Genomic DNA, 24,161 nt, shown 5'->3' on the forward strand with positions numbered 1-24,161 from the left:
CTCTGCTTTTAGCATGAATCCATCAATAGTAGCAGCCTGCGCCAGCATTTAGCTCACGACATGGTTTAATCGCACAACCAGGTAAACGCAGGTTTGCGCGGTTTCATTGATAAACCGACAGTCATTCGGCGGGCCCAGCTCCAGACAATCGCCTGCTTTCATTTCATGACGCACATCGCCTTCCACAAAGACTAACTCCCCTTGCTGTAGCCAGATAAGCTGTCTGGCCTGCACGTAGGAGGATGCTGGCATTGGGATATCGCTTCCGGCGGGCAATTCGATCTGTACCAGGTCGATGGGTAGATCGCTACGCGGTGAAACATGGCGTCGCAGATAGTGGCTTTGCGGGTCGTGCCAGACGGGCTGGTCAGCGAGGCGCAGCAACTTGCCCTCCTGCATTTCGGCCCGCGCAATCAGCATCGACATGCTGATTCCAAACGCCCCGGAGAGTCTGCCCAGCAGCGTGGCCGTGGGGCTGCTCTCACCGCGCTCTATTTTATGGATCATTGCCCGCGACACGCCTGCGCGCTCGGCGAGTTCTGTCAGAGACCAGCCGCGAGATTCTCGTTCGAGGCGAATTCTTGCACCGATCCGTTGATTTATGCTGTCTTCAATAGTATTCATATTGTAATACTATAGTGAACAATCCCTGAGGTTCAACATGTCAATTAGATTTGCCAGCAAAGCAGACTGCGCCGCTATTGCTGAAATTTATAACCACGCGGTACTGCATACGGCGGCTATCTGGAACGATCAAACGGTCGATGCCGAAAACCGTATCTCGTGGTACGAAGCACGCCAGTTGGTGGGGTATCCCGTGCTGGTAAGTGAAGAAAACGGCGTGGTCACCGGATATGCTTCGTTCGGCGACTGGCGCAACTTTGACGGATTTCGTCATACCGTTGAACATTCGGTGTATGTCCATCCTGATCATCAGGGCAAGGGCCTGGGACGAGCGCTGCTCAGCCGACTAATAGAAGAAGCGCGCACGTGCGGCAAACATGTGATGGTGGCGGGGATTGAGTCTCAGAATCAGGCGTCGCTGCATTTGCACAGTACGCTGGGATTTAACATCACGGCACAAATGCCGCAGGTCGGCACCAAATTTGGTCGCTGGTTGGATCTGACCTTTATGCAGTTACAGTTAGACGATCGTCGCGATCCGGATGCCGGCAGATGAATCAGACGCTGACCCTCGCCTTTCTGATTGCCGCAGGTATTGGTCTGGTGGTGCAAAATACCTTAATGGTGCGTATTACGCAGACCTCCTCGACGATCCTGATTGCCATGCTGCTGAACTCACTGGTTGGGATTGTACTGTTTGTCAGCATTCTGTGGTTTAAGCAAGGCGCTGCGGGGTTTGGCGAACTGGTCTCCAGCGTGCGCTGGTGGACGCTGATCCCCGGTTTGCTGGGGTCTTTTTTTGTTTTTGCCAGTATCAGCGGCTATCAAAATTTGGGGGCTGCCACCACGATTGCGGTACTGGTAGCCAGCCAGTTAATTGGCGGACTCGTGCTGGATATTCTGCGCAGTCATGGCGTACCGCTACGTGCGCTGGTGGGGCCAGTTTGCGGCGCGGTGCTGCTGGTCGTCGGGGCCTGGCTGGTCGCGAGACGCTCTTTTTAACTGTCTGATGGCGCTTGCCTTATCAGGCCGACAGAACTTATCCGGCCTGAATATACAGGCCGGATAACAGTAATAACGAATTAAAGGATTGTGCCGCCTTTGGTCAACTGTTCGCGACGGGCTTCCATATCCTCTTTATGCTGACGGCCATGATGTGCGATAGCCGTACGCAAACGCTGTTGCTGGGTGTAACGATCTTCCCGGCTCAGCGCGACATCATCGCTGAGTTCAATCAGCAATTCATTCATATGCGTAATGACGCTCTCTTCAATGGCGGCATCAACTCGTGCGCTGACCTCATCCAGATGCGACATAACCTCTCCTTAACTCATTAATTTAATTTTGCTTTTGAAAAATCACTGCCCATCAGGCTGACGCTGTATCCGCTGACGTTGCTGCGCGTGGCATAGAACGTTTTACCATTTGCCAGGGCTATCCACGGAGCCTGCTGGTAGAAAATCTCTTGCGACTGCTGGTAAAGCGCGGCACGTTCTTCAGGTTTGCTCACCAGTTTCGCCTTTTGAACCAGAGAATTATACTCTTTATCGCACCAGCGCGCGGCGTTAGATCCGGTTTTAATGCTGTCGCAGCCCAGCAGTACATCGGCAAAGTTATCCGGATCGCCGTTGTCTGACATCCAGCCGAACAGCGCGGTGTCATGCTCGCCTTTGCGCATTCCGGAGAGATATTCGCCCCACTCGTACGACACTATTTTTGCCTTCACGCCGACTTTTGCCCAATCGCTCTGGATCATCTCGGCAATACGTCGGGAGTTGGGGTTGTATGGACGCTGAACCGGCATTGACCACAGCGTCGCTTCGAATCCGTTTTCCAGCCCAGCCTGTTTGAGCAGATCTTTCGCTTTTTGCGGGTCGTAAGCATAATCTTTTAGATCTTTATTGAACCCCATCATATTCGGTGGAATGGGCGATTTTGCCACCGTTCCGGCCCCCAAAAAGACGGCGTTAATAATGGCTTTTTTATCGGTCGCATAGTTCAACGCCTGACGCACTAATACGTTATCAAACGGTTTTTTCTCGGTATTAAACGCCAGATACCCGACGTTCAGCGCTTCAACCGAATGCAGCGTCAAATCTTTATTCTTGTTGATCTCGTCAAACTGTATTGGCGCAGGTGCTGGGATAATCTGGCATTCGTTAGTTTGCAGTTTTGCCAGTCTGGTCTGTACATTTGGTGTGATCGAGAATATCAGGTGCTTCGTTGGAACGGTGCCATCCCAGTAATTCGGGTTGGCCAGGTAACGGATTTGAGAATCCTGCTTGTACTGCTGCAACACATATGGCCCGGTGCCAATCGGCCAGTTATCAACGTTTTCCGGGGTGCCTTTTTTCAGCATCGCGTCGGCATATTCCGCAGAGAGAATGGAAGCGAAATCCATCCCCCAGTCGGCAAGAAACGCGGCGTTAGGTTCATTCAGCACAAACTGAACGTGATAATCATCCACCTTCTTCACTTCTTTGATCAGTTTATCCAGACCGACATCGTTAAAGTATTCGTAGCTGCCCTGAGAAACCTTGTGGTACGGATGATCGGCATCTTTCTGGCGTAATACCGAGAAAACCACGTCATCGGCGTTGAAGTCGCGGGTGGGTTTAAAGAATTTATTACTGTTGAACTTCACCCCCTGACGCAGAGTAAACGTGTAAGTCTTCCCATCGGGAGAAATTGTCCAGTCCGTTGCCAAAGACGGTATTGGGGTATTCTTTACCGGATCAAAGTTGATAAGTCGGTTATAGAGCACCTGAGAACTGGCCACAAATGAGGGACCGGAACTGGCGATTTGCGGGTTAAATGACTCCGGCGATGCTTCAGAGCAATAGATGATGGTGTCCGTGCTGGCCGCGAACGCTGCGCCTGACGGTAAGGCAGCGCTGAGCGCCAGCGCGAGTAACGTTTTCCTTGCAATCATGGTTATAAGCCTTCTTATTTTATTATTAACCGGAATATCAGAGCATAGCTGACAAAAACTGACCAATAACAAATCACTATCAGGTTATTCTAATCCGGTGGTTTTCGCTGAATAATTCATCACCACAAGCGAATTAATTTCCCTTAAGTCTTTTTCAAAACGTCAAGATTTTTCCCGACACTCTATGCCATGAAAATTAGCCCCTTTTTGCCTCTCTTTCGCCGTTTGCTCGTTTTTATAAAAAGTAAAGTAGATGTGTGAAGAAGTCTAAGGGGTAACAACGTGGCAAAAACTCTCTTGCGCAGCGGCAATTTGGATGACTATCAGGCCGTGGGTGGCGGTGGTCAGGCCGTGTTTGATTCAGCACTGCAAATTCGTGAAACGCTTCGTTTGCGTAAACAGCAGGCGATGGTGGATTGTCTGGCGATCCCACAAATTAACGATAACGGCGATCGGGTTGACTGGTATTCCCCGGTTGAAGGAAAAACCGTTGCATGGAAAACCGCTGATGAAGAGGCACGTTTTCGTGCGCTGCGCTATCTGGGGAGCACGCTGGAAAATGCGGCGGCCCTGAGCCGTAAAAGCCTGCAATCGGGAAAAACCTCCCTCCAGCTGTTTGGTTCATTGCTCGAAAAAGCCATCCAGTTTCCTGGCGAGAACCACGTGTTTCTGGTTGATGGCAAACCCGTCATTACGTTCTGGGGCTTCGTCAATCTGAATGAAAATCCCCGCGACGATGTGCTCGATTGCCTGCGCCTTGCTGATATTCCACCTGTTGTCACTGTGACAGAGCCTGACCCGAAAGAAGAGACTTCACCTGAAATCACCTTCACTGAGGCCGATGCCCCTTTACTGACGCCAATCGTTGAACCGCAAAAACCGGTTGAACCTGAACCACAACCGTTGGTCATGATTAACGAACCGGAAGTTACAACGCCACCGGTACAGGTGAAGCCCGCACGTCGCCTGCCGCTGTGGAGTCTGCCCGTTGCCGCCGTAATTATCGCCGCCATTGTCGGACCGCTGCTGTGGAAACAACATGCCGTTATCCCTACCCCCTCAGTCGCCCCCATTGCCGTCGCTAAAGCAGACATGACGCCTTTGCCGGAATTGACCTCTGCACTGCCGTTGCATCGGGCTGAAGTCATTTCGCTAGCGAAAAAAGAGAAACCTGACGCAGGACCGGTGGTGATTGCCGCTATTCCCAAAGACGCGCTGGTAATGGATGCCAGCCAGATGAAAGCAGGAACGACGCGTTTCCTCAATGGTAACTGGCGCGTCATCGTCGACGTGAAAGATCCGGTCAGCGGCAAAGCGCCATCGCTGCGCTATCAGATCCAGACGAATAAAGGCACTGCACGCGTAGTGCATGGCGACAATATTGTTTGTCGTGCCGAGATTTTCTCTGGTTTGCATCAGTCGGGCGAATTAATGATTAAGAGTCGCGGCAATGCCCGTTGCACGGATGGCTCACGTTATCCGATGCCTGAAATTACCTGCAAAGCGGGAACCAATGACGTCGCCGCCTGTACCGCACGATATGACGATCACGCGGAAATCCCTCTGACGATCAAAAAGATAGGTGCCTGATTTTATGTTGGTGAATCTGTGTGACTACAAACAGAGCGTGACGCTCATCGCCAATAGCGGTGTGCAATTTCTGGATTTTGGCCTGACGCCGCAGGAGTCTGCACATCATGGCCGCTTTGTGCGCAAAACGGCCAACGGTCCCCTGCTACGGCTGGACTTCGATCTGACAACGGGACGCTATACCTTGCCGGGCAGCACCGGCGGTCAGCCCGAAGTGGTGAAGCCGGAAAGCACCAAGACGCTGCATTATTCTCTGGACGTGCTCGACGGCGTCTGGCTACCGCTGCCGTTCCTGCGCTTCAATCCGCCGCGTACGTTTGTTGAAGGCCCGGATAACTGGGCACGTGTACAGGTACGAAAACTGGCGCAACCTGACAGCGCGGGCAACACCCACCGCATTACCCTGGCGCTGGACAGCCAGCTCACTGAAAATGCCCCGGCAGCGTTAACCCCTAACGAAAATGACCTGCTTAACGGTACGCGATTTGCACTGGCCTGGCATGACAACGAAATTGCCGATTTCCTCGACCAGACCTGGATTGACGGCTGGCTGCGCGAATCCTTTATGCACCATGCCACTCAGCACGAGAACCGCTCAGAACATGAGATCCAGCAGGCGCTGCGTAACTTTGAATATCAGGCGCACTGGTTAAATTTGTTAACCCTGTTAGGCGAACAGCTTTCCATTCCGGAAGTCAAGCTGGTCACACATACACTCAGCACTCCGGCGATTCCCGTCGATCTGATCCTGGATATTGGTAATACCCATACCTGCGGCGTCCTGATTGAGGATCACGGCGATGCCAATGATGGACTGCGCCAGACCGCTGAATTACAGGTGCGGTCATTAAGCGAACCACAGTTTCTTAACGATCCGCTGTTCACCAGCCGACTGGAGTTTTCCGAAGCGCGGTTCGGTAAACAGCACTTTTCCGTTGAGAGCGGTCGTGATGACGCCTTTATCTGGCCGTCGATTGTTCGCGTGGGCGATGAAGCCCGCAAGCTGGCGATGCAACGTATGGGTACGGAAGGCAGCAGCGGGATCTCCAGCCCGCGCCGTTATCTGTGGGATGAAACACCTGTACTGCATGACTGGCGCTTTAGCCAGATGAATGGCAAAACCCAGCGCGAACCGCTGGCTACCGCCTTCCCGCTGATGAATCTAATGAATGATGACGGACAACCGCTGTTCAGCCTGCCGCAGGATGACCGTCTGCCGGTGTTCTCACCGCAATACAGCCGCAGCACGTTGATGACGCATATGTTGTGTGAGATTCTGGCTCAGGCACTGGGTCAAATTAACAGCGTGGCGACGCGTTTGCGCCTCGGTTTCCCGGCCTCTCCTCGCCAGTTGCGCACATTGATCCTGACCCTGCCATCAGCGATGCCAAAACAGGAGCGCGAGATTTTCCGCCTGCGTATGTTTGAAGCCATTGCACTGGTCTGGAAAGCGATGGGCTGGCACCCGCAGGATGAAGACTTCACCACCCGCAAGCAGCAGGAAAAGAGCGTGGTTCCCGTCCCTGAGATTCAGATGGAATGGGATGAGGCCAGCTGCGGTCAGTTGGTGTGGCTGTATAACGAGGCGATTTCCCACTACGATGGTCACACGGAATCGTTTTTTAATGCCCTTGCCCGTCCGGACCGTCTGCCGGAACCTGGTGAGATAAAAGGCCGTGCGCTGCGCGTGGCATCCATCGATATTGGCGGTGGCACAACGGATATGGCCGTCGTCCATTATCAGCTTGATGACGGCGTTGGTGCGAACGTCAAGATCACTCCACATTTGCTGTTTCGCGAAGGGTTTAAGGTCGCGGGCGATGACATGCTGTTGGACGTGATTCAGCGTTGCGTGCTACCTGCCCTGCAAACTCGCTTGCAGCAGGCTGGCGTGACCGACGCCGCTGCATTACTGGCTACGCTGTTTGGCGATTCCGGGCGCATCGATACTCAGGCAATTCTGCGTCAGCAAACGGCATTACAACTCTTTATGCCGCTCGGTCATGCGGTACTATCCGCCTGGGAACAAAGCGATATTAACGATCCGGTAGCCGGGCTGCATGCTACCTTTGGCGAGCTGCTTAGCCAGCAACCCACGCGTAACGTGATGAACTATATCCAACAGGCTATCGATCATGCGTTGCCATCTGGTTCACCAGCGTTTGATGTTTTGAGCGTGCCGTTACAGGTGCAGTTCAGGCAGTTACAGGAAGCGTTACTGGCGGGGCAATTTACCCTGACCTCGCCGCTGCACGCGGTCTGTGAGGCTATTTCACATTATCGTTGCGACATTTTATTAGTGACCGGCAGACCCGCCTGTTTACCGGGCGTACAGGCGTTGATCCGCCATCTTCAACCCGTTCCGGTTAATCGTATGATCTGGATGGATAACTATCGGGTCCACGAGTGGTATCCGTTCAGTCAGCAAGGGCGGATTGGCAACCCCAAATCCACCGCAGCAGTCGGCGCAATGCTATGCAGCCTGGCACTGGATCTGCGTTTACCGCGCTTCAATTTTAAAGCTGCCGATATCGGCGCTTATTCGACCGTACGTTATCTTGGCGTGCTGGATAATACGGTCAACACGCTGCGCGATGAGAACATCTGGTATCACGATATCGATCTGGATAAACCCGGCGCGAAGCTGGATACCCGTTTGCACTTCCCGCTGCGCGGCAATGTGACGTTAGGTTTCCGCCAATTGGCAAACAGCCGATGGCCTGCCACGCCGCTGTATACGCTGAGCATAAATTCTGCCGAACTGGCAAAAAGCATCGCCGGAGATGGCGTATTAAATGTACGGCTGCAGTTACGTGGCGGCAGCAAAGAGAGCGGCCCGGAATGCTTCGTACTCAGCGATGCCTGGTTACAGGATGGTACCCCCGTTGCCGCGAATGCCTTAACGTTAAAACTGAATACGCTGGCGGATCGTCGCCATAGCGGTAGCCATTACTGGATTGATAGCGGGAGCGTGTACCTGAAATGAGTAAGATGTTAAACACCGCGCAGGCCGCCATCGAGTGGGTAACAGAGACCCGCCAGCGTTCGGTACGTCTTGATGATGAGGCGGATGCCCTGCTGACACAACTTACGTTAGCCGCGGTTAATGAATCTGCGCTGACGGCGACCTTTTCAGCACGAGGCTGTGTTGGGTTATACGGGCATTCACAATCAGCAAAAGCGCATCTGCTCGCGGCATTGTGCAGCAATGCCAACGGCAAAATGAACATCGTGACCCCGGATCGCAGTTTTGATTATTTTTCGCATATTAATCCGGGGCATGCACCGACCAATATGGCGATTCGCTTTACGCGTGAAGATAATCTGCTGAATAGCGAATGGCCGTTGCGCTTACGCTTACTCAGTGAAGCCGAACTGGTACAGCTGTTTATCACGCAGTTCTGTGCGCTCCCGGACAACCGCCAGGTTGAGAAATCGATTATTGAAGCGCGCCTGGAAAAATGGCAAACGCTGCGTCAGCGTCATCCGGTGCAAGGTATTACTGCTCAGGATGTCGCGGCAATCGGTCGTTTCTGGCGCTCCTGCGTACCGCCTAACCAACAGCAAATTGACGATGCGCTATGGCATCAGTTTGCCACGCTGCTGCCCGCTCTGGATCTGACGACCCGGGCAAACGCCTGGGCATTATTGTGGGGAGAACAGCCAGAGCTAACGCAACAGTGGCTGGCGTTGGCGCATACGTTGCAACAAACCGGGAACGCGCAAGAATTAGCGGCCCCACTGAGCCTGCTGGTTGATCATTTTGGCTTGCCTGCCGAAAGTTTTCTCACTCAGGCGGCATTGCATGGGAGTGAAGCGCAAAGCGATGTAGTCGTTCATCCGATTGAAAATCATCAGTTGCTCAATGCGGTCAGTCTCTCGCAAACCTCGCTGGCACTGCTGACGCGCGAGCTGGTCCTGACGGTGGAAGATACTGTGCTGGAGAATGTCGACCTGCTCGATATTCCCCTCGCCCCGGATGCTCATTCCCATCCGCTGTGGCAGGCAAAATTAGGCTGGATGCTGGAGCATTATCGCCAGCATCTGCAACCGGATGTGCTCCTAATCTGCAACGCGGTATCTACCCGCGCCCAGACGCCAACCATTACCCGCAAGCTACTGGGCTGGGTCAACGATACGCAACCCGTACATGACGCCGCATTACCGGGCGTAGTCTGGGCCATTACCCCACAGGATGCGCGTTTTAGCACCCAGCAAAACCTGGATGAGTCAGTACAGCAATTAATGGGCAAACCGGGACTGCACTGGGGGACGCTACAGGCGCTGGATAACCACAGCTTACAACGCCTTGTCGAATGGCTGACTCAGGCGACTTCACCACAACAGCGTCAGGCCAGGCTGACCTCTCTGCGCGAACAGCACCAACAGCGCATCCGCGAAACGCTGATGAGTTGGATTAACACCCGTGATGATGCGTCAGGTAGCAGCGAGTCTGTGATCCGCCAGTTACAATCCCAGGCGGCAAAACATGGCGATCTACTGGAGGGTTTACTGCCGCCAATGCGCCTCTTTGAGTCTCTTCTGCGTGTTCATCAGCCGCGTGAGGAACAGGTGAACGGGTTATTTAATGAAGATATCGACCTGTTTGCTGAAGTGCGTGACATGCCGCACTCGCCGGAAAGTAAAGAAACTGGATACCTGGCACACAAAATGTGGATTAATCACGTGCGCCAGTGGTGCCGCGATGAAAATAATGCGCGCCGTTTAGGCCTCGATCCACGTACGCTAAGGCAGGTGGCTGACATCCTCGTTACCACCAGCTATCGCCTGGATATGCCGCAACGCTTACAGCATATTATGCAGCGTGAAAACGTCTGTGCAGCGCAGCTACATGCCGATATTGGGGATTTTATTACCTGGCTTGGATTTGCCAACGTTGCTGAGGAACAGCGCCCTGCCAGCAGGATCCAAAAAGGTGCGGCTATTTTTAGCGCGCCAAAGCAACAACCAATGTCGCGCCTGGCCAAACTGGCAGAACAGCCTTCGCACGGTGCAAGTCGCTACGTTTACGACTGGCTGGTTGCTTTGTACACACGCGCCAATGAGAACGTGGGGTATCAGCACCCACAGGATGTCACTGAAGCCGACAAAAAACGTTTAGATACCCTACTTTCCGTCTGAAACGGCCTCATCAGAAAAGCGAAAACATCAGCGCGACGGGGAAGCTCATTGGCCAGGTCGCCCCGACTAATACCGCGCTGAGAAAGCGGATCCGCTTTTTATCGCGGGACAAAAACCAGGTGATGATTGCCGTGATAGCGGCCATCACTGCATAAAAGACCAACATTTTTTGGTACAGAGACATGTAAGGCATCCAGGCCAGAAGGTAAAATCGCGCGCAATATGCTCTTTTTCATGACTCACATCAAGTTTTATTAATTATTTTAAGAGAAACAGCGGTAAAACAACCCGTTTTCATTATGTTCAGATTTCGTACTATTGCGGATAGTTATAACCCGTACTATACCCATAGGGGTTAAAACGAAAGGTGGCACAAATGAATGTTTCCAGTAAAACTGTGGTGCTGATAAATATATTTGCTGCTGTAGGACTATTCAGTCTGATTTCCGCAAGGTTCGGCTGGTTTGCTTGATGTGAAACTTCTTGATTAATGGCAGCGTCCACTGGCAGAGAGGACTTCTCTCTGCCATTAGTCAACGATCTTCCCACCCTGCCTTCATCTGGTAAATTACCCTCAGGTTGTAATATCCCTAACCCTTCTGCGGCATTAATTACCTGTAAAGCGGGCCGGTGTGGTGCCAGTGTGCTGACGGAAAAATGCGATAAAAGCACTGTCACTGACAAATTCCAGATGTTGCGCCGCGTGGCTAATATGACTCCCGTTCGCCAGCATTTCCATGGCCTTTAACAGTCTAAATTGCTGCCGCCAGTTCTGATAATTCATCCCGGTATCTCTGATAAAGATCCGGCTGATTGTCCTCTCACACGCCCCAACCTGTTGGGACAACTGATTCAGTCGCGGTGGTAACGCGCCCATACGCAATTGCTCAAGCCATATGTCCAGCCGTGGATCTGAGGGAAATTGTAATGTCCAGTTTTCACTGCGCGCGGCCCGCAATTCCTGACAAAAAACGGTGATGAGGCTGGCCTGTTGCACCGCAGGCATATCCCATGACCAAAAGGCCATGCGTTCTATGACTTCGAAAAAAAGAGAATTAACCTCGACGATTTGCATTGGCAGATCGGATAACGGCAGCGAGGTTGAAAAGTACAAAGAACGATAAGCCATTACGCCACGCATGATGGCGCGATGAACCGTACCAGCCGGGATCCAGACCGCTCGGCGTGGCGGCAGCTGGCACAGGGCCTGCTCCAGCTCAATCGTGATGCTCCCCGCAGCCGAAAAAAGGAGCTGATGACGAAGGTGGCTATGGCGTCCTGAATCGTGTACGTCCATATCGGCGGCAATCCCGATTACCGGGTTATCAAAGCTATCCGCATCGAAAATTTCATCGGGGGCAATTTTCATTATCTGTCCGATTTTTGATATTTAAAGTCCTGCTAATAGTAATTAGACACACCCCTTTCAGCAATAATGCCCGCCTGTTTTCGGTCTCTACGGATATTGCTATGAATATTCTTCGTCGCCCGCCGCTGTGGCTCCTTACTCTACTGATTATGTTCCCACAACTGGTGGAAACCATTTACAGCCCGGCATTGCCTGGCATAGCCAGCGCTTTTCACATCAGCAGTGAACGTGCGGCTCAAACACTCTCCGTTTACTTTGTTGCCTTCGCCGTCGGTGTGACGATATGGGGCTGGCTGAGCGACAGTATCGGGCGACGGCGGGCGATGCTGGCAGGACTAATCTGCTACGGCACAGGTTGTGCATTGGCCGTTGTCGCCACCGATTTCAACATGTTGCTACTGGCGCGGATGGTGTCAGCCATCGGAGCGGCTGCCGGGTCAATCGTGGTACAGACCATGTTGAGGGACAGTTATGAATCAACCACGCTATCCCGCGTCTTTTCTGTGATGGGTGCCGCGCTGGCACTGAGTCCGGTTTTTGGCCTGCTAAGCGGAGGCTGGGTGGTAAGCTTCTATGGTCATGTTGGTGTATTCGTTGCCCTTGTTTTACTGGCGATATTACTGCTCATACTGACAGCAACCCTTTTGCCGGAAACAAGGCCGGAGAATACGGTCCGCCCACAGATGACGGTGCTCTTTCCCCGTATGGCGCGGGACGGTGAGCTGTGGAAAAATGCCATCCTGGTCGCGTTGTTAAATACCATGCTGTTTAGTTATTACAGCCTGGCGCCATTTCTTTTCGGGCAGTTGGGATGGAGTTCCAGAGCCTTTGGCTGGACAGGAGTGTTACTTGCGCTGGCTTCGCTGTCGGGGAGCCTGCTGAATCGGCGGCTGTTAACTACCGGTCTGACGCCGGAACAGTTGGTACGTCATGCTTGCGCGCTGGCCGTGTTGTCAGGTCTGGCGGCGTGGTGGCTACAGCATACTGCATGGATCCTGATACCGGTGTTTGGGGTGGTACTGGCCTATGGTATCGCCATTCCCAATGTATTGAGCCAGGCTCTGCGTCGATATCGTGAACAGGCCGGGGCCGCCGGTGCTTTGTTCGGGTTAAGCTATTACCTGTTACTGGGAATGATGCTGGGATTGGCTGGCATGGTGCAACAACTGGGGCTGGTGCTGAGCGTCTGTGCGCTACTAGCCTGGCTTTGCAGCTTGCGCCGCTAATAACCGGACGGTATACCTGAAAGCACAAAGCCCCGGCGTTAAACTGGGGCTTTGTCGTATCAATTAGCCTGACCTCGCGGATATTTCCAACTTACCGCCGTCCGATGGCGACGAGGCCAGTGGCGCGAATAGTATAGACACCCGTTTGCTGATTTTTAGCTATCCGTGCCGCATTAGGTATTCACGCTTAAAATGTTACTCATGCTTGATCATGACATGGCGAACAATCGTGTAATCCTCCAGTCCGTACACCGACATATCTTTGCCATAACCAGACTGTTTTTGCCCGCCGTGCGGCATCTCGCTGACCAGCGTAAAATGGGTATTGACCCAGGTGCAACCATATTGCAGACGAGAGCTGAACCGATGCGCGCGTCCGACGTCCCGGGTCCAGACGGAAGATGCCAGTCCGTATTTCGAATCATTCGCCCACGCCAGTACCTGGTCTTCATCATCAAATACGGTCACGCTGACCACCGGACCAAAAACTTCCCGCTGCACGATGGCATCTTCTTGCTTCGCCCCGGCCAGCAGCGTTGGGGCAAAGTAGTAGCCTGCACCATCCACTTTTTTACCACCGGTGATAACCTTGATATGCCCCAGGGCTTTGGCCTCATCGACCGCTTTGGCCACGCGATCAAGATGCGCCTGCGAACTTACCGGTCCCAGCTCCGTCGATTCGTCGTTCGGCGCGCCAATTTTCAGGCTGGCAACCGCCGCGCCGAGTTTCTCAACCAACGCGTCATAAATGCCTTTCTGGGCATAGATTCGACAAGCGGCGGTACAGTCTTGTCCGGCGTTGTAATAACCAAAGGTTCGCACGCCGCTCACTACCGCATCCAGATCCGCATCATCAAAAATGATCACCGGGGCTTTGCCGCCTAGTTCCATATGTGTGCGCTTAATTGACGGCGCGGTGTGCTGAATAATGTGTTCGCCAGTGGCAATTGAGCCGGTTAGCGAAACCATGCGGACTTTTTCATGTCCGGTCAGCGGATCCCCCACCGTTTTACCGCGACCAAACAGCACGTTAACAACGCCTGCCGGATAAATATCTTTGGCAAACTCGGCCAGTTTAAGCGCCGTCAATGGGGTAATTTCTGACGGTTTAATCACCACGCAGTTCCCCGCCGCCAGCGCCGGAGCCAGTTTCCACGCCGCCATCATCAGCGGGTAGTTCCACGGCGCAATGGAGGCGACCACGCCCAGCGGATCCCGGCGAATCATTGACGTATGCCCTTCCAGATACTCTCCGGCGGCCTGGCCTTGCAGGGTGCGGGCTGCCCCGGCGAAGAAGCGGAACACATCGACGATGGCCGGAATTTCATCGTTGAGCACACAGTGCAGCGGCTTACCGCAGTTGAGCGATTCCAGCTCTGCGAAGGTTTGCGCGTTATCCGCGATAGCATCCGCCAGTTTCAGCAGTAACTCGGAACGCACTTTCGGTGTGGTTTGCCCCCAACTGGCAAATGCATGGTCGGCCGCACGGACCGCGGCATCAACCTGCATGGCTGAGGCCTCTGCAATCTCCAGAATCAGTTCACCAGTGGCAGGGTTATAGACCGGCTGCTTTTCACCTTCACCGTTGACCAGCTCGCCATTAATCAGTAATTGATGTTGCATAGCAATTTCCCATATCGTCGTTTATTTACCGTTTCCGGCGAGAGTGTCGCCTTCACGCGTTAGCCACCAGGCCCCTAAAATTGGCAGTGTAGTCACCAGCATTACCAGCAATGCCACAACGTTGGTGACAGGCACATCTCGTGGACGACCCAATTGATTGAGCAGCCACAAAGGAAGTGTTCTTTCATGTCCGGCAGTGAACGTTGTCACGATGATTTCATCAAATGACAAGGCAAACGCCAGCATCCCTCCTGCCAGCAGTGCCGATGCCAGGTTCGGCAGCACCACGTAACGAAAGGTTTGCCAGCCGTTGGCGCCAAGATCCATAGACGCTTCAACCAGACTCCATGAGGTACGGCGAAAACGCGCCACTACGTTGTTAAACACCACCACCACGCAAAACGTCGCATGCCCCACCACGATGGTGAGAAAACCCGGTTCCAGGTTGATGGTTTTAAACGCCGTCAACAGCGCCAGACCGGTGATGATCCCCGGTAACGCGATTGGCAACAGCAGCAACAGCGATATTGCACTCTTGCCAAAAAAGTCCCTACGCCACAGCGCGGCAGCGGCCAGCGTCCCCAGAACGAGAGCAATGGCCGTCGACAACGCAGCGATTTTAAGTGACAACGTCACTGATTCCAGAATATCGCTACGCTGCGCCGCAACGCTAAACCACTTCAGCGTTAACCCCTGCGGTGGAAAACTGAAAGCAGCCTCCTCAGTATTAAAAGCATAGGTGGCGATGATGAGGATGGGAAAGTGCAGGAAAATAACCCCGCCCCATGCCGCCAGTTTGAGTAACCAGGGTGCGCGTTCAGAGTGCATCGAAAGCTCCCAGACGCTTCACGAACGCCAGATACAGTGCGATTAACACAATCGGCACCAGAGTAAATGCCGCCGCCATCGGCATATTGCCGATCGCCCCTTGTTGCGAATACACCATGTTGCCGATGAAATACCCCGGCGGTCCCACCAGTTGCGGCACGATAAAGTCGCCCAACGTCAGAGAGAAGGTAAAGATAGATCCCGCCGCGATACCGGGTATTGCCAGCGGAAGGACCACATAGCGGAAGGTTTGACGAGGGCGTGCGCCCAAATCAGCGGAAGCCTGTAATAGTGACGGAGGAAGCCTCTCCAATGCGGCCTGTACCGGCAGGATCATAAACGGCAACCAGATGTAGACGAACACCAGAAAGCGCCCTAACCCTGAGGTCGACAACGTATTGCCGCCAACAGCAGGTAGCGTCAGGAACGAAAGCAGCAGCGGCTCCAGCCCAAGATGGGTTAAAAACCACTGCGCCACGCCGTCTTTCGCCAGCAGTAACGTCCACGCGTAGGCTTTAACAATGTAGCTGGCCCACATCGGCAGCATCACCGCAATGTAAAAAAAGGCTTTCATTTTGCCGCTGGTATAGCGCGCCATATACCACGCCATTGGAAACGCCAGAATCGCGCTGGCAATGGTGACCGCTATCGCCATCGTCAGGGTACGCAAAATGATGTCGTAGTTGGCGGGATTAAACAGCGCCTGCAGATTCGCCAGCGTCAGGTCCGGCGTAACCGACATGGTGAAATCGTCGAAGGTATAAAAACCTTGCCACAACAGCGTCAGCAGTGAGCCAAAGTAGACGATGCCAAACCACATCAGCGGCCCGAGAAGCAGTAAAAACAGCCCCAGCCCCGGATTACGCCAGAAGAAACCGGAGATCTTGTTCAGATTTGTCGGTTGCGATGGCGAAGGTAAGACGTTCATAGCCATTCACCTCTCCTCAACCAGCGGCACCATCACGTCGCGTGACCACGATGCCATCACCTGCTGACCCGGCGACAGCGTTGAGGGCAGCATTTCTCCCGTCAGGTTCGCCTGGCTAACCAGCAACTTTTCACCGCCGGCGAGTTTCAGTTCAAACCGTGTCGCCGCGCCCTGGTACTGCACCGCCTGGATAACGCCCGGAGCCTGGACTTCTCCCCCAATATCATTCAGACGAATGTGTTCCGGACGCAGGGAAAACATTCCCTGTAGCCCGCAAACGTTCGCTGACATCGTGGCATCAAAGACATTGGACGTCCCGACGAAACTTGCCACAAACGGCGTACGCGGTCGCATGTACAGTTCACGCGGCGAGTTCACCTGTTCGATGCGACCGTTATTAAACACCGCCACACGGTCAGACATCGACAGCGCTTCGCCCTGATCGTGAGTGACAAAAATGAAGGTGATACCGAGAGATTGCTGTAACTTCTTCAGCTCTAATTGCATCTGTTCGCGCAACTTAAGATCCAACGCCCCGAGCGGCTCATCCAACAGCAGGACGCGTGGCTCATTAACCAAGGCCCTGGCAATCGCCACGCGCTGACGTTGTCCGCCGGAAAGCTGTGACGGTTTGCGCTCATGAACAAAACCGAGTGCGACCTTATCAAGCGCCTCACGGGCTTTGGCGTGACGCTGTTTTTTATCAATCCCTTTGACCATCAGCCCGTAAGCGACGTTGTCGAGGATCGACATATGTGGGAATAGCGCGTAATCCTGAAATACCGTATTGACGTCCCGCTCCCAGGGCGGCAATTCGCTGGCTTGTTTTCCAAAAATGGTGATTGCGCCGCCTGAAAGCTGCTCGAACCCGGCAATCAGGCGCAGACAGGTGGTCTTGCCGGAGCCGGATGGCCCCAGCATAGAAAAAAACTCCCCGTCGTTAATCGCAATACTCACTCCATCAACTGCACGAACATCCCCGTACAGACGCGAGACGTTATGAAACTCTACTGCGTACGTCATAAAACCCCCAGCGGAATTAACGACCGCCCATAATGGCGATGTAATCCTGCGTCCAGCGACTGTAAGGAACGAATTTGCCACCTTCCGCCATTGGCGTTTTCCAGAAGGCGATTTTGTCAAAGTAGCTATAGCCGTTGGTTTCACAGCCCTTTTCACCCAACAGCGGGCTGGCTTTACATCCTTCAGGCACCACTGGCAGAGAACCAAACCAGGCGGCTACGTCGCCCTGAACTTTCGGGGTTAATGACCAGTTCATCCATTTGTAAGCGCACACCGGGTGTTTCGCTGCACTATGCAGCATGGTGGTGTCAGCCCAGCCGGTAACCCCTTCTTTTGGGAATACCGTGGCAACAGGCTGACCTTCTGCTTTCAGGGCGTTAGCCTGATAAGGCCAGGCGCTGGATGCCACCACGCCTTCGTTTTTGAAGTCACTCATTTGCACAGTGGTATCGTGCCAATAGCGATGGATTAGCGCGTGCTGATCGCTCAGGACTTTGATAACCGCCTGATACTGCTGTTCGGTGAGTTGGTAGGGATCGGTGATGCCTAATTGCGGCTGGGTGGCTTTAACGAATAACGCGGCATCGGCGATATAGATCGGGCCATCGTAGGCCTGCACGCGTCCTTTATTGCTTTTTCCATCCTCAAGTTTTTGCTCAACGAACACCACGTTCCAGCTATCTGGCGGTGTTGGGAAAGTTTTGGTGTTATACATCAGCAAGTTTGGTCCCCACTGATACGGGGTGCCGTATACTTTTCCGCCAACGTTAAACCACTCGCCTTTCACCACGCGTGGATCGATACTTTTCCAGTTTGGGATCAGCGCAGTGTTAATCGGCTGCACGCGTTTACCCATAATCAGACGCAGTGAAGCGTCACCGGACGCGGTCACCAGGTCGTAGCCGCCTTTTGCCATCAGGCTGACCATCTCATCAGATGTGGCCGCCGTTTTAACATTGACCGCGCAGCCGGTATCTTTCTCAAACTGCGAGACCCAGTCATATTGTTTATCGGTTTGTCCGCGCTCGATATAACCCGGCCAGGCAATAATATCCAGGCGGCCTTCCGGTTTATCTAATGATGTAGGGGGTTCGGCTGCCTGTGCAGTCATCAGCGTCATACTGAGCGCACACAGGCTACTGAGGGCAAATTGCTTGCTCATAACATCTTACTCCTGTCGAAAAAATATTGAGCGGCAGCCTTGCCGTAAATATATGTCCTTTCCTAAAAATAGTCGGGGTGTGCTAAGCGTTCCTGCTGGCGCAAGGAAATTTAATCAGGTTGTGAGCTAACGCTCATTACGCTACTGATTCTGACCGGGTGTTTTAATCTTCTGGAGTATAGACAAGGAGTTAGGCGTAGAGGTGGCAATAGTAAGAACTATTGATTTTTTGTATGGTAGCACCCGATATAAATAACATCAGGGTTCGGTATTCTCTATTTCGAAAATAAGAACGCACTATTCTTTTATATTGAATAGCGCGTTAGATTTTATTTCATCATTTCGCGAATTAATTTTCCAAGCTGTTTCACCGCCAGTTCCTCGCGTTCTCCCCAGTGCCATGCGGTATTAAAGCGAAAGAAACGTGTCCAGCTTCCCGAGGTTGAGAACATTTTCCCCGGCGCAATGCTGATGTGGTGCGCCAACGCTTGCGTACTGAGCTCTCCCGCATCCAGCGGTTCCGGCAGTTCGAGCCACAGAAAATAGCCGCTGTCGTTGTGGTGAATTTTGACCTCCGCCGGAAGATGGCGCAGTAGCGTTTGCCAGGCCTGCTGTTTGCGTTCTGCAAGTTGACGGCGTAAACGGCGCAGATGCGCGTCATAGCGTCGGGTTGACAAATAGTCCACGAGAGCAAGCTGCATGGGGGAACTGGTGGATAAGGTGCTCATTAGCTGGAGTCGCTGAATGCGCCGGGCATGTTTCCCTGCCGCCACCCAGCCAATACGAAATCCGGGCACCAGGCATTTTGAAAATGATGAACAATGCAGAACGCTATCGCTGCGATCCCAGGCTTTGGCGGGGAGCGGTTTTTCTCGACCAAAGTACAGTTCGCTATAAACATCATCTTCAATCAGCATCACATGATATTTCTCCAGTAATGCGACCAGATGCGCTTTTTTCTCTGCGCTGAGCGTAAACCCCAGCGGATTTTGGCTGTTGGTCATCAACCAACACGCTTTTACCGGATACTCCTGCAATGCCTGCTCGAGCGCGGTAAGATCGATCCCTTCTTTAACATCAGTGGCAACAGACAGCGCCTTCAGACGTAATCGCTCCAGTGCCTGCAATGCGCCATAAAAACAGGGGTTTTCGACAATTACCCAGTCACCCGGCTCGGTGACCGCCTGCAGGCTCAGGTTTAGGGCTTCTAGCGCACCGGTGGTGATCACAATTTCGTCAGGTGAAATAGTCATCCCCTGTTGGGCATAGCGGCGGGCGATGGCATGGCGCAGCTCTTGATTCCCCGGCGGCAAGTTTTCGATCACGCTCATCGCCGTGGCCGTTTTACTCACCTGCGCCAGCGAGCGGTTTAACTGCTGGAGGGGGAACAGACGCGGGTCAGGGAACGCAGAGGCAAATGGCATCACCGACGCATCCCGACTGGCCTGTAGCATATCAAAAATGTAGGTGTTGATATCCACCGCTTCGTCGCGCATCACCTGCGCTGGCGGCGCTGCCAGCTCGCGTTCGGGACGGGCGGCAACATAGTAACCCGACTGTGGCCGGGCAATAATCCGGCCCTGGCTTTCCAGCAACTGATAGGCATGGCCAACGGTCATAAAACTCATCCCGCTGCTGGCCACCTGCTCACGCAAAGAAGGCAGACGATCGCCGGGTTGCCATACGCCAGACGCGATTTGCTCGCGAATTTGCTCTGCCAGCCGCTGGTACTTTTTCATGTTTCGTCCTGATTACCGGTGTTGGTGACTACCACTGTGTATATCAGTTTACATAATCAAGACATTTTTTATAACTGTTATGACCAAAATTTGATTAGATTTCATAACGGTTAGATTTTTTATGAAAGGTGCGCAGCGATCACTTTAAAGCTCAAACTCTGATTTCTCACTGAGCTTTTTCTCAAAGGCTGTTCGCAACTTATTGGTCACAGCATCAAAATCATTAAGTATTTCTGTATCATTAAAGCAGACCTGAGCGGTTCCATCGGTTAGCGTTTTAATAGCATCATTGATACTTTTAGAAGACAAATTAAAATACTTCCCTCTCTTTAGGGGGTTTTGTGGGTTAAACGTTCCTTTAGCCAGTTGCCAGTAACGGAATAAATATTGCGTTAAGCACAAAGGCTCTCTGAATTTCTTGCTGATCGTTTCTCTCAGCAGTTTTTCTTCTACCTGCCATATCTCATTAAATGTGCTTTTCAAAAATGGCTGTGGAATATGTCGGCTGTAAAAGCCTTCAAAAAACTTTTCTTTTCTGTTAGAAAAATTTTTCAATAGTCGTCTTTTGTAACACATGTTGTAATATTTACTCTTATTCTCTCGCATTGTAACATGTTTACTAAAGTGGCTATTTAAGATGCTGACATTGAGAAAATCTGATGAACTCATGATAAGGTCATCTTTATTGGTTGGTGGATTTCTCTTTAAAATCAGAAAGTCATTAGGTTTACCGTGATCAAAGTAGAAGTTTTCGCTCAGCGGTGCCGTGATGAAAGTGTCATCATTAAATAACACAAACTTATCACTCAAATCATTAATTTTGTGAATATTAAGTTCTATCGCATTTGAGTTGAAGGTCGGCAGATACTTACTTTCGATGAACTGCTCATGAAAAACGATATTTAATTTCTTATGATGAACATTAAGCCATGCAGGAATTTGTCCGCATGTAACTAAATGTATCTTCCTGACCCATGGTGCATATTTTTCAACACATCTGAACCAATAATTAAAGATACCCATATCCCTGAACCGTGCCGGGTGTATAGCCCCCTCATCGTGGTAACACGCGGCTTTATGTTGGGAAAAACTATCCTGCCAGGCTAAATCACTTGAGTCAACCCACAAAACGACAAAGTCGATTCCGCTCATTTTATTGTTCCAATGAATTATTTGCGGCGAATATAACAAAGTGCTAATTCACTTTTTGAACTAATCAAGGCATCAACATTGAAGGTCCCTACTTTTGTGAAAACCATAGCAATAGCGCAACTGTTATGGTTAAAAAGAACTGTTCTGTTTCTGCCCACTATTGCTTCCCAGGCTTAGAATTGCGCCAAATCAATTTTGCCTGCGGAGTTAAGCATGTTCGGTCTTGACGCGTTTCACCTGGCGAGGATCCAGTTCGCGTTTACGGTATCCTTCCACATTATCTTTCCGGCCATTACAATCGGGCTCGCCAGTTATCTGGCAGTGCTCGAAGGACTATGGTTAAAAACGAAAAATCCCACCTGGCGCTCGCTATATCATTTCTGGTCCAAAATATTCGCCGTAAACTTTGGTATGGGCGTGGTTTCCGGGCTGGTGATGGCCTATCAATTCGGCACCAACTGGAGCGGTTTTTCCGAGTTCGCCGGGAGCATCACCGGACCGCTGCTGACCTATGAAGTGTTAACCGCCTTTTTCCTCGAAGCGGGTTTCCTTGGAGTAATGCTGTTCGGCTGGAATCGCGTGGGCCCTGGCCTGCACTTCTTCGCGACCTGTATGGTTGCACTGGGTACCATTATTTCTACCTTCTGGATCCTCGCCTCCAACAGCTGGATGCAGACGCCGCAAGGCTATGAAATCGTTAATGGACAGGTTGTTCCCGTCGACTGGTTCGCCGTTATCTTCAATCCCTCATTCCCTTATCGTTTGCTGCATATGTCTGTAGCCGCCTTCCTCAGCAGCGCGTTATTTGTCGCGGCTTCTGCGGCGTGGCATTTGCTGCGTGGAAACAATACGCCAGCTATTCGCGCTATGTTTTCGATGGCGCTGTGGATGACATTAATCGTCGCCCCGTTACAGGCATTGATTGGTGATATGCACGGTTTGAATACGCTGAAACACCAGCCGGCAAAAATTGCGGCGATTGAAGGACATTGGGAAAATCCGCCCGGTGAACCTACTCCGCTATTGCTGTTCGGTTGGCCGGATATGGAACAGGAGCGTACCCGCTATGGACTGGAGATCCCGGCGCTGGGCAGTCTGATCCTGACCCACAGCCTGGATAAACAAGTCCCGGCCCTAAAAGAGTTTCCTAAAGAAGATCGACCCAACTCAACCATGGTGTTCTGGTCGTTTCGCATTATGGCAGGGCTAGGCATGCTGATGATCCTGCTGGGCGCGATCGCCCTGCGGCTACGTTACAAGCAGCGGCTATACACCTCACGTCCTTTCCTGCGTTTTGCATTATGGATGGGTCCCTCCGGTCTGATTGCCATTCTGGCTGGCTGGGTAACCACTGAAGTTGGCCGTCAACCGTGGGTGGTCTACGGTCTGCAACGTACCGCGGATGCAGTTTCCGCGCATGGCGATTTACATATGAGCATCAGCTTGCTGTCATTCTTTGTGGTGTACAGCTCCGTATTTGGCGTCGGTTACAGCTACATGATCCGCCTGATCCGTAAAGGGCCACAGGAAGATGATCCGTCAACGCCGCCATCCGGCACGCCTGCACGACCGCTTTCTGCTGCAGTTCTTGATTCTCAACCGGAGGCTCACCGCTAATGGGTATCGATTTATCAGTTATCTGGTTTGTCATTATCGTGTTCGCCACGTTGATGTACATCGTGATGGATGGTTTCGATCTCGGTATCGGCATTTTGTTTCCTGCAATTCAGGATGCTGATGACCGTGATGTGATGGTGAATAGCGTCGCCCCCGTATGGGACGGCAACGAAACGTGGCTGGTACTGGGCGGGGCCGGATTATTCGGCGCTTTCCCCCTGGCCTATGCAGTGATTGTCGATGCGCTGACAATCCCGCTAACCCTGATGCTGCTCGGCCTGATTTTTCGCGGCGTCGCTTTTGAGTTTCGCTTTAATGCCACGCCAGCACATCGACCATTCTGGGATAAAGCTTTTCTCGGCGGCTCCATTCTGGCGACATTCACTCAGGGCATCGTGGTAGGTGCCGTGCTTAACGGATTCTCTGTAACCGGACGCAGCTACAGCGGCGGTCCTTTAGACTGGCTGACCCCGTTCACGCTGTTCTGTGGTGTTGGGCTGGTCGTGGCCTACGCCCTGTTTGGAGCAACATGGCTGGTGATGAAAAGCGAAAATCCGTTGCAGGATAAAATGCGCCGCGTGGCCAAAAAACTGCTGCTGGCGATGCTGGTTGTTATCGCCATTATCAGCCTGTGGACGCCGCTGGCGCACAGTGCGATTGCCGAGCGCTGGTTTAGCCTGCCCAACCTGTGGTTCCTGATGCCGGTTCCGCTGCTGGTGCTGTTGATCAGTATGTGGCTGTGGCGCTCACTGGACCAACAACACAGCCATGCACTACCGTTTGTTTTGACGCTGGGATTGATCTTCCTTGGGTTCAGCGGTCTGGGGATCAGCATATGGCCGCATATTATTCCGCCGTCCATTACGCTCTGGCAGGCAGCCGCGCCAGCGCAAAGCCAGGGCTTTATGTTGGTTGGCGCCCTACTGATTATCCCGATAATCCTGGTATATACCTCCTGGAGCTACTACGTTTTCCGCGGCAAAGTTCAACATGGTGAGGGGTATCATTGATGCAACAATCAATCTGGAAACGCCTGATGTGGCTAGTGATCCTCTGGGGTGGCAGCGTGCTGGCCCTGGCCGCCGTCGGTATGTTCTTTCGTTTACTGATGACGGCTGCTGGCTTTAAGTCCTGAGACTCTCCCTGAAAACAACCGGGCAGCGCGATGCTTCCCGGTTGTAACAAATCCCAACGTTAACCAAACAA

General features: G+C 52.5%; 22 protein-coding genes. 10 read left to right on the forward strand and 12 right to left on the reverse strand.

The window, feature by feature from the left end:
- Window positions 1-48: 48 nt before the first annotated feature.
- Window positions 49-624 carry an XRE family transcriptional regulator gene (locus FDX11_RS14810; RefSeq protein ID WP_042308292.1) on the reverse strand — a complete coding sequence of 192 codons (576 nt, stop codon included), beginning with the start codon at window positions 622-624 and terminating at the stop codon, window positions 49-51.
- Between the two features lie 37 nt (window positions 625-661).
- Between FDX11_RS14810 and mddA the strand changes: the two genes are divergently transcribed.
- Window positions 662-1,180 (forward strand): L-methionine sulfoximine/L-methionine sulfone acetyltransferase, encoded by a 519-nt coding sequence (mddA, locus tag FDX11_RS14815; RefSeq protein WP_137398142.1) that lies wholly within the window; start codon window positions 662-664, stop codon window positions 1,178-1,180.
- A complete protein-coding gene (locus FDX11_RS14820; RefSeq protein ID WP_061381306.1) occupies window positions 1,177-1,626 on the forward strand; it encodes a DMT family transporter in 450 nt (149 codons plus the stop codon). Before mddA ends, FDX11_RS14820 begins: the two co-directional genes overlap by 4 nt.
- Before the next feature lie 80 nt (window positions 1,627-1,706).
- On the opposite strand, the gene FDX11_RS14825 is transcribed toward FDX11_RS14820, so the two are convergent.
- Window positions 1,707-1,940, reverse strand: a complete 234-nt coding sequence (locus tag FDX11_RS14825) for a YdcY family protein (protein WP_003020183.1) — start codon at window positions 1,938-1,940, stop codon at window positions 1,707-1,709.
- Between the two features lie 17 nt (window positions 1,941-1,957).
- Window positions 1,958-3,556 (reverse strand): ABC transporter substrate-binding protein, encoded by a 1,599-nt coding sequence (locus tag FDX11_RS14830; protein WP_137398143.1) that lies wholly within the window; start codon window positions 3,554-3,556, stop codon window positions 1,958-1,960.
- Between the two features lie 282 nt (window positions 3,557-3,838).
- Between FDX11_RS14830 and FDX11_RS14835 the strand changes: the two genes are divergently transcribed.
- Genes FDX11_RS14835 through FDX11_RS14845 form a run of 3 tightly spaced genes read left to right on the forward strand, consistent with a single transcriptional unit; the run spans window position 3,839 to window position 10,288 of the window.
- A complete protein-coding gene (locus FDX11_RS14835; protein WP_137398144.1) occupies window positions 3,839-5,146 on the forward strand; it encodes an SrfA family protein in 1,308 nt (435 codons plus the stop codon).
- A 4-nt stretch (window positions 5,147-5,150) separates the two neighbouring features.
- Entirely contained in the window at window positions 5,151-8,132 is a 2,982-nt protein-coding gene (locus tag FDX11_RS14840) for a virulence factor SrfB (protein WP_137398145.1), read from the forward strand.
- Window positions 8,129-10,288 carry a virulence factor SrfC family protein gene (locus FDX11_RS14845; protein WP_137398146.1) on the forward strand — a complete coding sequence of 720 codons (2,160 nt, stop codon included), beginning with the start codon at window positions 8,129-8,131 and terminating at the stop codon, window positions 10,286-10,288. Before FDX11_RS14840 ends, FDX11_RS14845 begins: the two co-directional genes overlap by 4 nt.
- Window positions 10,289-10,298: 10 nt before the next feature.
- Here the strand turns inward: FDX11_RS14845 and FDX11_RS14850 are convergent, their stop codons facing one another.
- The gene (locus FDX11_RS14850; RefSeq protein ID WP_016153148.1) at window positions 10,299-10,472 is read right to left on the reverse strand and encodes a GhoT/OrtT family toxin; all 174 of its coding nucleotides are present in this window, start codon (window positions 10,470-10,472) and stop codon (window positions 10,299-10,301) included.
- Between the two features lie 192 nt (window positions 10,473-10,664).
- On the opposite strand from FDX11_RS14850, the gene yncL reads away from it, so the two are divergent.
- Window positions 10,665-10,760 (forward strand): stress response membrane protein YncL, encoded by a 96-nt coding sequence (gene yncL, locus FDX11_RS14855; RefSeq protein WP_071524268.1) that lies wholly within the window; start codon window positions 10,665-10,667, stop codon window positions 10,758-10,760.
- Window positions 10,761-10,895: 135 nt separating this feature from the next.
- Here yncL and FDX11_RS14860 read toward each other — a convergent pair whose 3' ends face one another.
- Window positions 10,896-11,657 (reverse strand): helix-turn-helix domain-containing protein, encoded by a 762-nt coding sequence (locus FDX11_RS14860; RefSeq protein ID WP_137398147.1) that lies wholly within the window; start codon window positions 11,655-11,657, stop codon window positions 10,896-10,898.
- Window positions 11,658-11,758: 101 nt separating this feature from the next.
- Between FDX11_RS14860 and FDX11_RS14865 the strand changes: the two genes are divergently transcribed.
- Window positions 11,759-12,883 (forward strand): multidrug effflux MFS transporter, encoded by a 1,125-nt coding sequence (locus tag FDX11_RS14865; RefSeq protein ID WP_137398148.1) that lies wholly within the window; start codon window positions 11,759-11,761, stop codon window positions 12,881-12,883.
- Window positions 12,884-13,078: 195 nt separating this feature from the next.
- On the opposite strand, the gene patD is transcribed toward FDX11_RS14865, so the two are convergent.
- From patD to FDX11_RS14905, 7 genes are all read right to left on the reverse strand, one after another.
- Window positions 13,079-14,506 carry an aminobutyraldehyde dehydrogenase gene (gene patD, locus FDX11_RS14870; protein WP_137398149.1) on the reverse strand — a complete coding sequence of 476 codons (1,428 nt, stop codon included), beginning with the start codon at window positions 14,504-14,506 and terminating at the stop codon, window positions 13,079-13,081.
- A 21-nt stretch (window positions 14,507-14,527) separates the two neighbouring features.
- Window positions 14,528-15,334, reverse strand: coding sequence for an ABC transporter permease (locus FDX11_RS14875; protein WP_003020204.1), 807 nt, complete (start codon window positions 15,332-15,334; stop codon window positions 14,528-14,530).
- Entirely contained in the window at window positions 15,324-16,268 is a 945-nt protein-coding gene (locus FDX11_RS14880; RefSeq protein ID WP_061381299.1) for an ABC transporter permease, read from the reverse strand. Before FDX11_RS14880 ends, FDX11_RS14875 begins: the two co-directional genes overlap by 11 nt.
- On the reverse strand, window positions 16,269-17,285 hold the full coding sequence (locus FDX11_RS14885) for an ABC transporter ATP-binding protein (protein ID WP_137350243.1): 1,017 nt from the start codon (window positions 17,283-17,285) through the stop codon (window positions 16,269-16,271). It abuts the gene before it with no gap.
- A 16-nt stretch (window positions 17,286-17,301) separates the two neighbouring features.
- Window positions 17,302-18,447: a putative ABC transporter substrate-binding protein YdcS gene (gene ydcS, locus FDX11_RS14890; protein ID WP_042308274.1), complete on the reverse strand. Its 1,146-nt coding sequence runs from the start codon at window positions 18,445-18,447 to the stop codon at window positions 17,302-17,304.
- Window positions 18,448-18,776: 329 nt separating this feature from the next.
- Window positions 18,777-20,186, reverse strand: a complete 1,410-nt coding sequence (locus tag FDX11_RS14895; RefSeq protein WP_137365485.1) for a PLP-dependent aminotransferase family protein — start codon at window positions 20,184-20,186, stop codon at window positions 18,777-18,779.
- A gap of 144 nt (window positions 20,187-20,330) precedes the next feature.
- Window positions 20,331-21,338, reverse strand: coding sequence for a capsular biosynthesis protein (locus FDX11_RS14905; RefSeq protein WP_042308268.1), 1,008 nt, complete (start codon window positions 21,336-21,338; stop codon window positions 20,331-20,333).
- A 213-nt stretch (window positions 21,339-21,551) separates the two neighbouring features.
- Here FDX11_RS14905 and FDX11_RS14910 point away from each other — a divergent pair, with 213 nt between their 5' ends.
- Genes FDX11_RS14910 through FDX11_RS14920 form a run of 3 tightly spaced genes read left to right on the forward strand, consistent with a single transcriptional unit; the run spans window position 21,552 to window position 24,090 of the window.
- Window positions 21,552-22,955 (forward strand): cytochrome ubiquinol oxidase subunit I, encoded by a 1,404-nt coding sequence (locus tag FDX11_RS14910; RefSeq protein ID WP_042308267.1) that lies wholly within the window; start codon window positions 21,552-21,554, stop codon window positions 22,953-22,955.
- Window positions 22,955-23,965, forward strand: coding sequence for a cytochrome d ubiquinol oxidase subunit II (gene cydB, locus FDX11_RS14915; RefSeq protein ID WP_137398150.1), 1,011 nt, complete (start codon window positions 22,955-22,957; stop codon window positions 23,963-23,965). Before FDX11_RS14910 ends, cydB begins: the two co-directional genes overlap by 1 nt.
- Window positions 23,965-24,090: a DUF2474 domain-containing protein gene (locus tag FDX11_RS14920; RefSeq protein WP_064507023.1), complete on the forward strand. Its 126-nt coding sequence runs from the start codon at window positions 23,965-23,967 to the stop codon at window positions 24,088-24,090. The genes cydB and FDX11_RS14920 overlap by 1 nt, the downstream gene beginning before the upstream one ends.
- Window positions 24,091-24,161: the final 71 nt, after the last annotated feature.

The sequence above is a fragment of the Citrobacter sp. wls714 genome, assembly GCF_005281025.1.
GTDB lineage: Bacteria > Pseudomonadota > Gammaproteobacteria > Enterobacterales > Enterobacteriaceae > Citrobacter > Citrobacter werkmanii.

Excerpts from the sequence above, each read along its gene's own strand:
- FDX11_RS14880 (WP_061381299.1), bottom strand. The coding sequence starts at position 16,268 with ATGGCTATGAACGTCTTACCTTCGCCATCGCAACCGACAAATCTGAAC.
- yncL (WP_071524268.1), top strand. The coding sequence starts at position 10,665 with ATGAATGTTTCCAGTAAAACTGTGGTGCTGATAAATATATTTGCTGCT.
- FDX11_RS14840 (WP_137398145.1), top strand. The coding sequence starts at position 5,151 with ATGTTGGTGAATCTGTGTGACTACAAACAGAGCGTGACGCTCATCGCC.
- FDX11_RS14875 (WP_003020204.1), bottom strand. The coding sequence starts at position 15,334 with ATGCACTCTGAACGCGCACCCTGGTTACTCAAACTGGCGGCATGGGGC.
- cydB (WP_137398150.1), top strand. The coding sequence starts at position 22,955 with ATGGGTATCGATTTATCAGTTATCTGGTTTGTCATTATCGTGTTCGCC.
- FDX11_RS14820 (WP_061381306.1), top strand. The coding sequence starts at position 1,177 with ATGAATCAGACGCTGACCCTCGCCTTTCTGATTGCCGCAGGTATTGGT.
- FDX11_RS14885 (WP_137350243.1), bottom strand. The coding sequence starts at position 17,285 with ATGACGTACGCAGTAGAGTTTCATAACGTCTCGCGTCTGTACGGGGAT.
- patD (WP_137398149.1), bottom strand. The coding sequence starts at position 14,506 with ATGCAACATCAATTACTGATTAATGGCGAGCTGGTCAACGGTGAAGGT.
- FDX11_RS14825 (WP_003020183.1), bottom strand. The coding sequence starts at position 1,940 with ATGTCGCATCTGGATGAGGTCAGCGCACGAGTTGATGCCGCCATTGAA.
- ydcS (WP_042308274.1), bottom strand. The coding sequence starts at position 18,447 with ATGAGCAAGCAATTTGCCCTCAGTAGCCTGTGTGCGCTCAGTATGACG.
- FDX11_RS14810 (WP_042308292.1), bottom strand. The coding sequence starts at position 624 with ATGAATACTATTGAAGACAGCATAAATCAACGGATCGGTGCAAGAATT.
- FDX11_RS14910 (WP_042308267.1), top strand. The coding sequence starts at position 21,552 with ATGTTCGGTCTTGACGCGTTTCACCTGGCGAGGATCCAGTTCGCGTTT.
- FDX11_RS14830 (WP_137398143.1), bottom strand. The coding sequence starts at position 3,556 with ATGATTGCAAGGAAAACGTTACTCGCGCTGGCGCTCAGCGCTGCCTTA.
- mddA (WP_137398142.1), top strand. The coding sequence starts at position 662 with ATGTCAATTAGATTTGCCAGCAAAGCAGACTGCGCCGCTATTGCTGAA.
- FDX11_RS14865 (WP_137398148.1), top strand. The coding sequence starts at position 11,759 with ATGAATATTCTTCGTCGCCCGCCGCTGTGGCTCCTTACTCTACTGATT.
- FDX11_RS14860 (WP_137398147.1), bottom strand. The coding sequence starts at position 11,657 with ATGAAAATTGCCCCCGATGAAATTTTCGATGCGGATAGCTTTGATAAC.
- FDX11_RS14850 (WP_016153148.1), bottom strand. The coding sequence starts at position 10,472 with ATGTCTCTGTACCAAAAAATGTTGGTCTTTTATGCAGTGATGGCCGCT.
- FDX11_RS14845 (WP_137398146.1), top strand. The coding sequence starts at position 8,129 with ATGAGTAAGATGTTAAACACCGCGCAGGCCGCCATCGAGTGGGTAACA.
- FDX11_RS14920 (WP_064507023.1), top strand. The coding sequence starts at position 23,965 with ATGCAACAATCAATCTGGAAACGCCTGATGTGGCTAGTGATCCTCTGG.
- FDX11_RS14895 (WP_137365485.1), bottom strand. The coding sequence starts at position 20,186 with ATGAAAAAGTACCAGCGGCTGGCAGAGCAAATTCGCGAGCAAATCGCG.
- FDX11_RS14905 (WP_042308268.1), bottom strand. The coding sequence starts at position 21,338 with ATGAGCGGAATCGACTTTGTCGTTTTGTGGGTTGACTCAAGTGATTTA.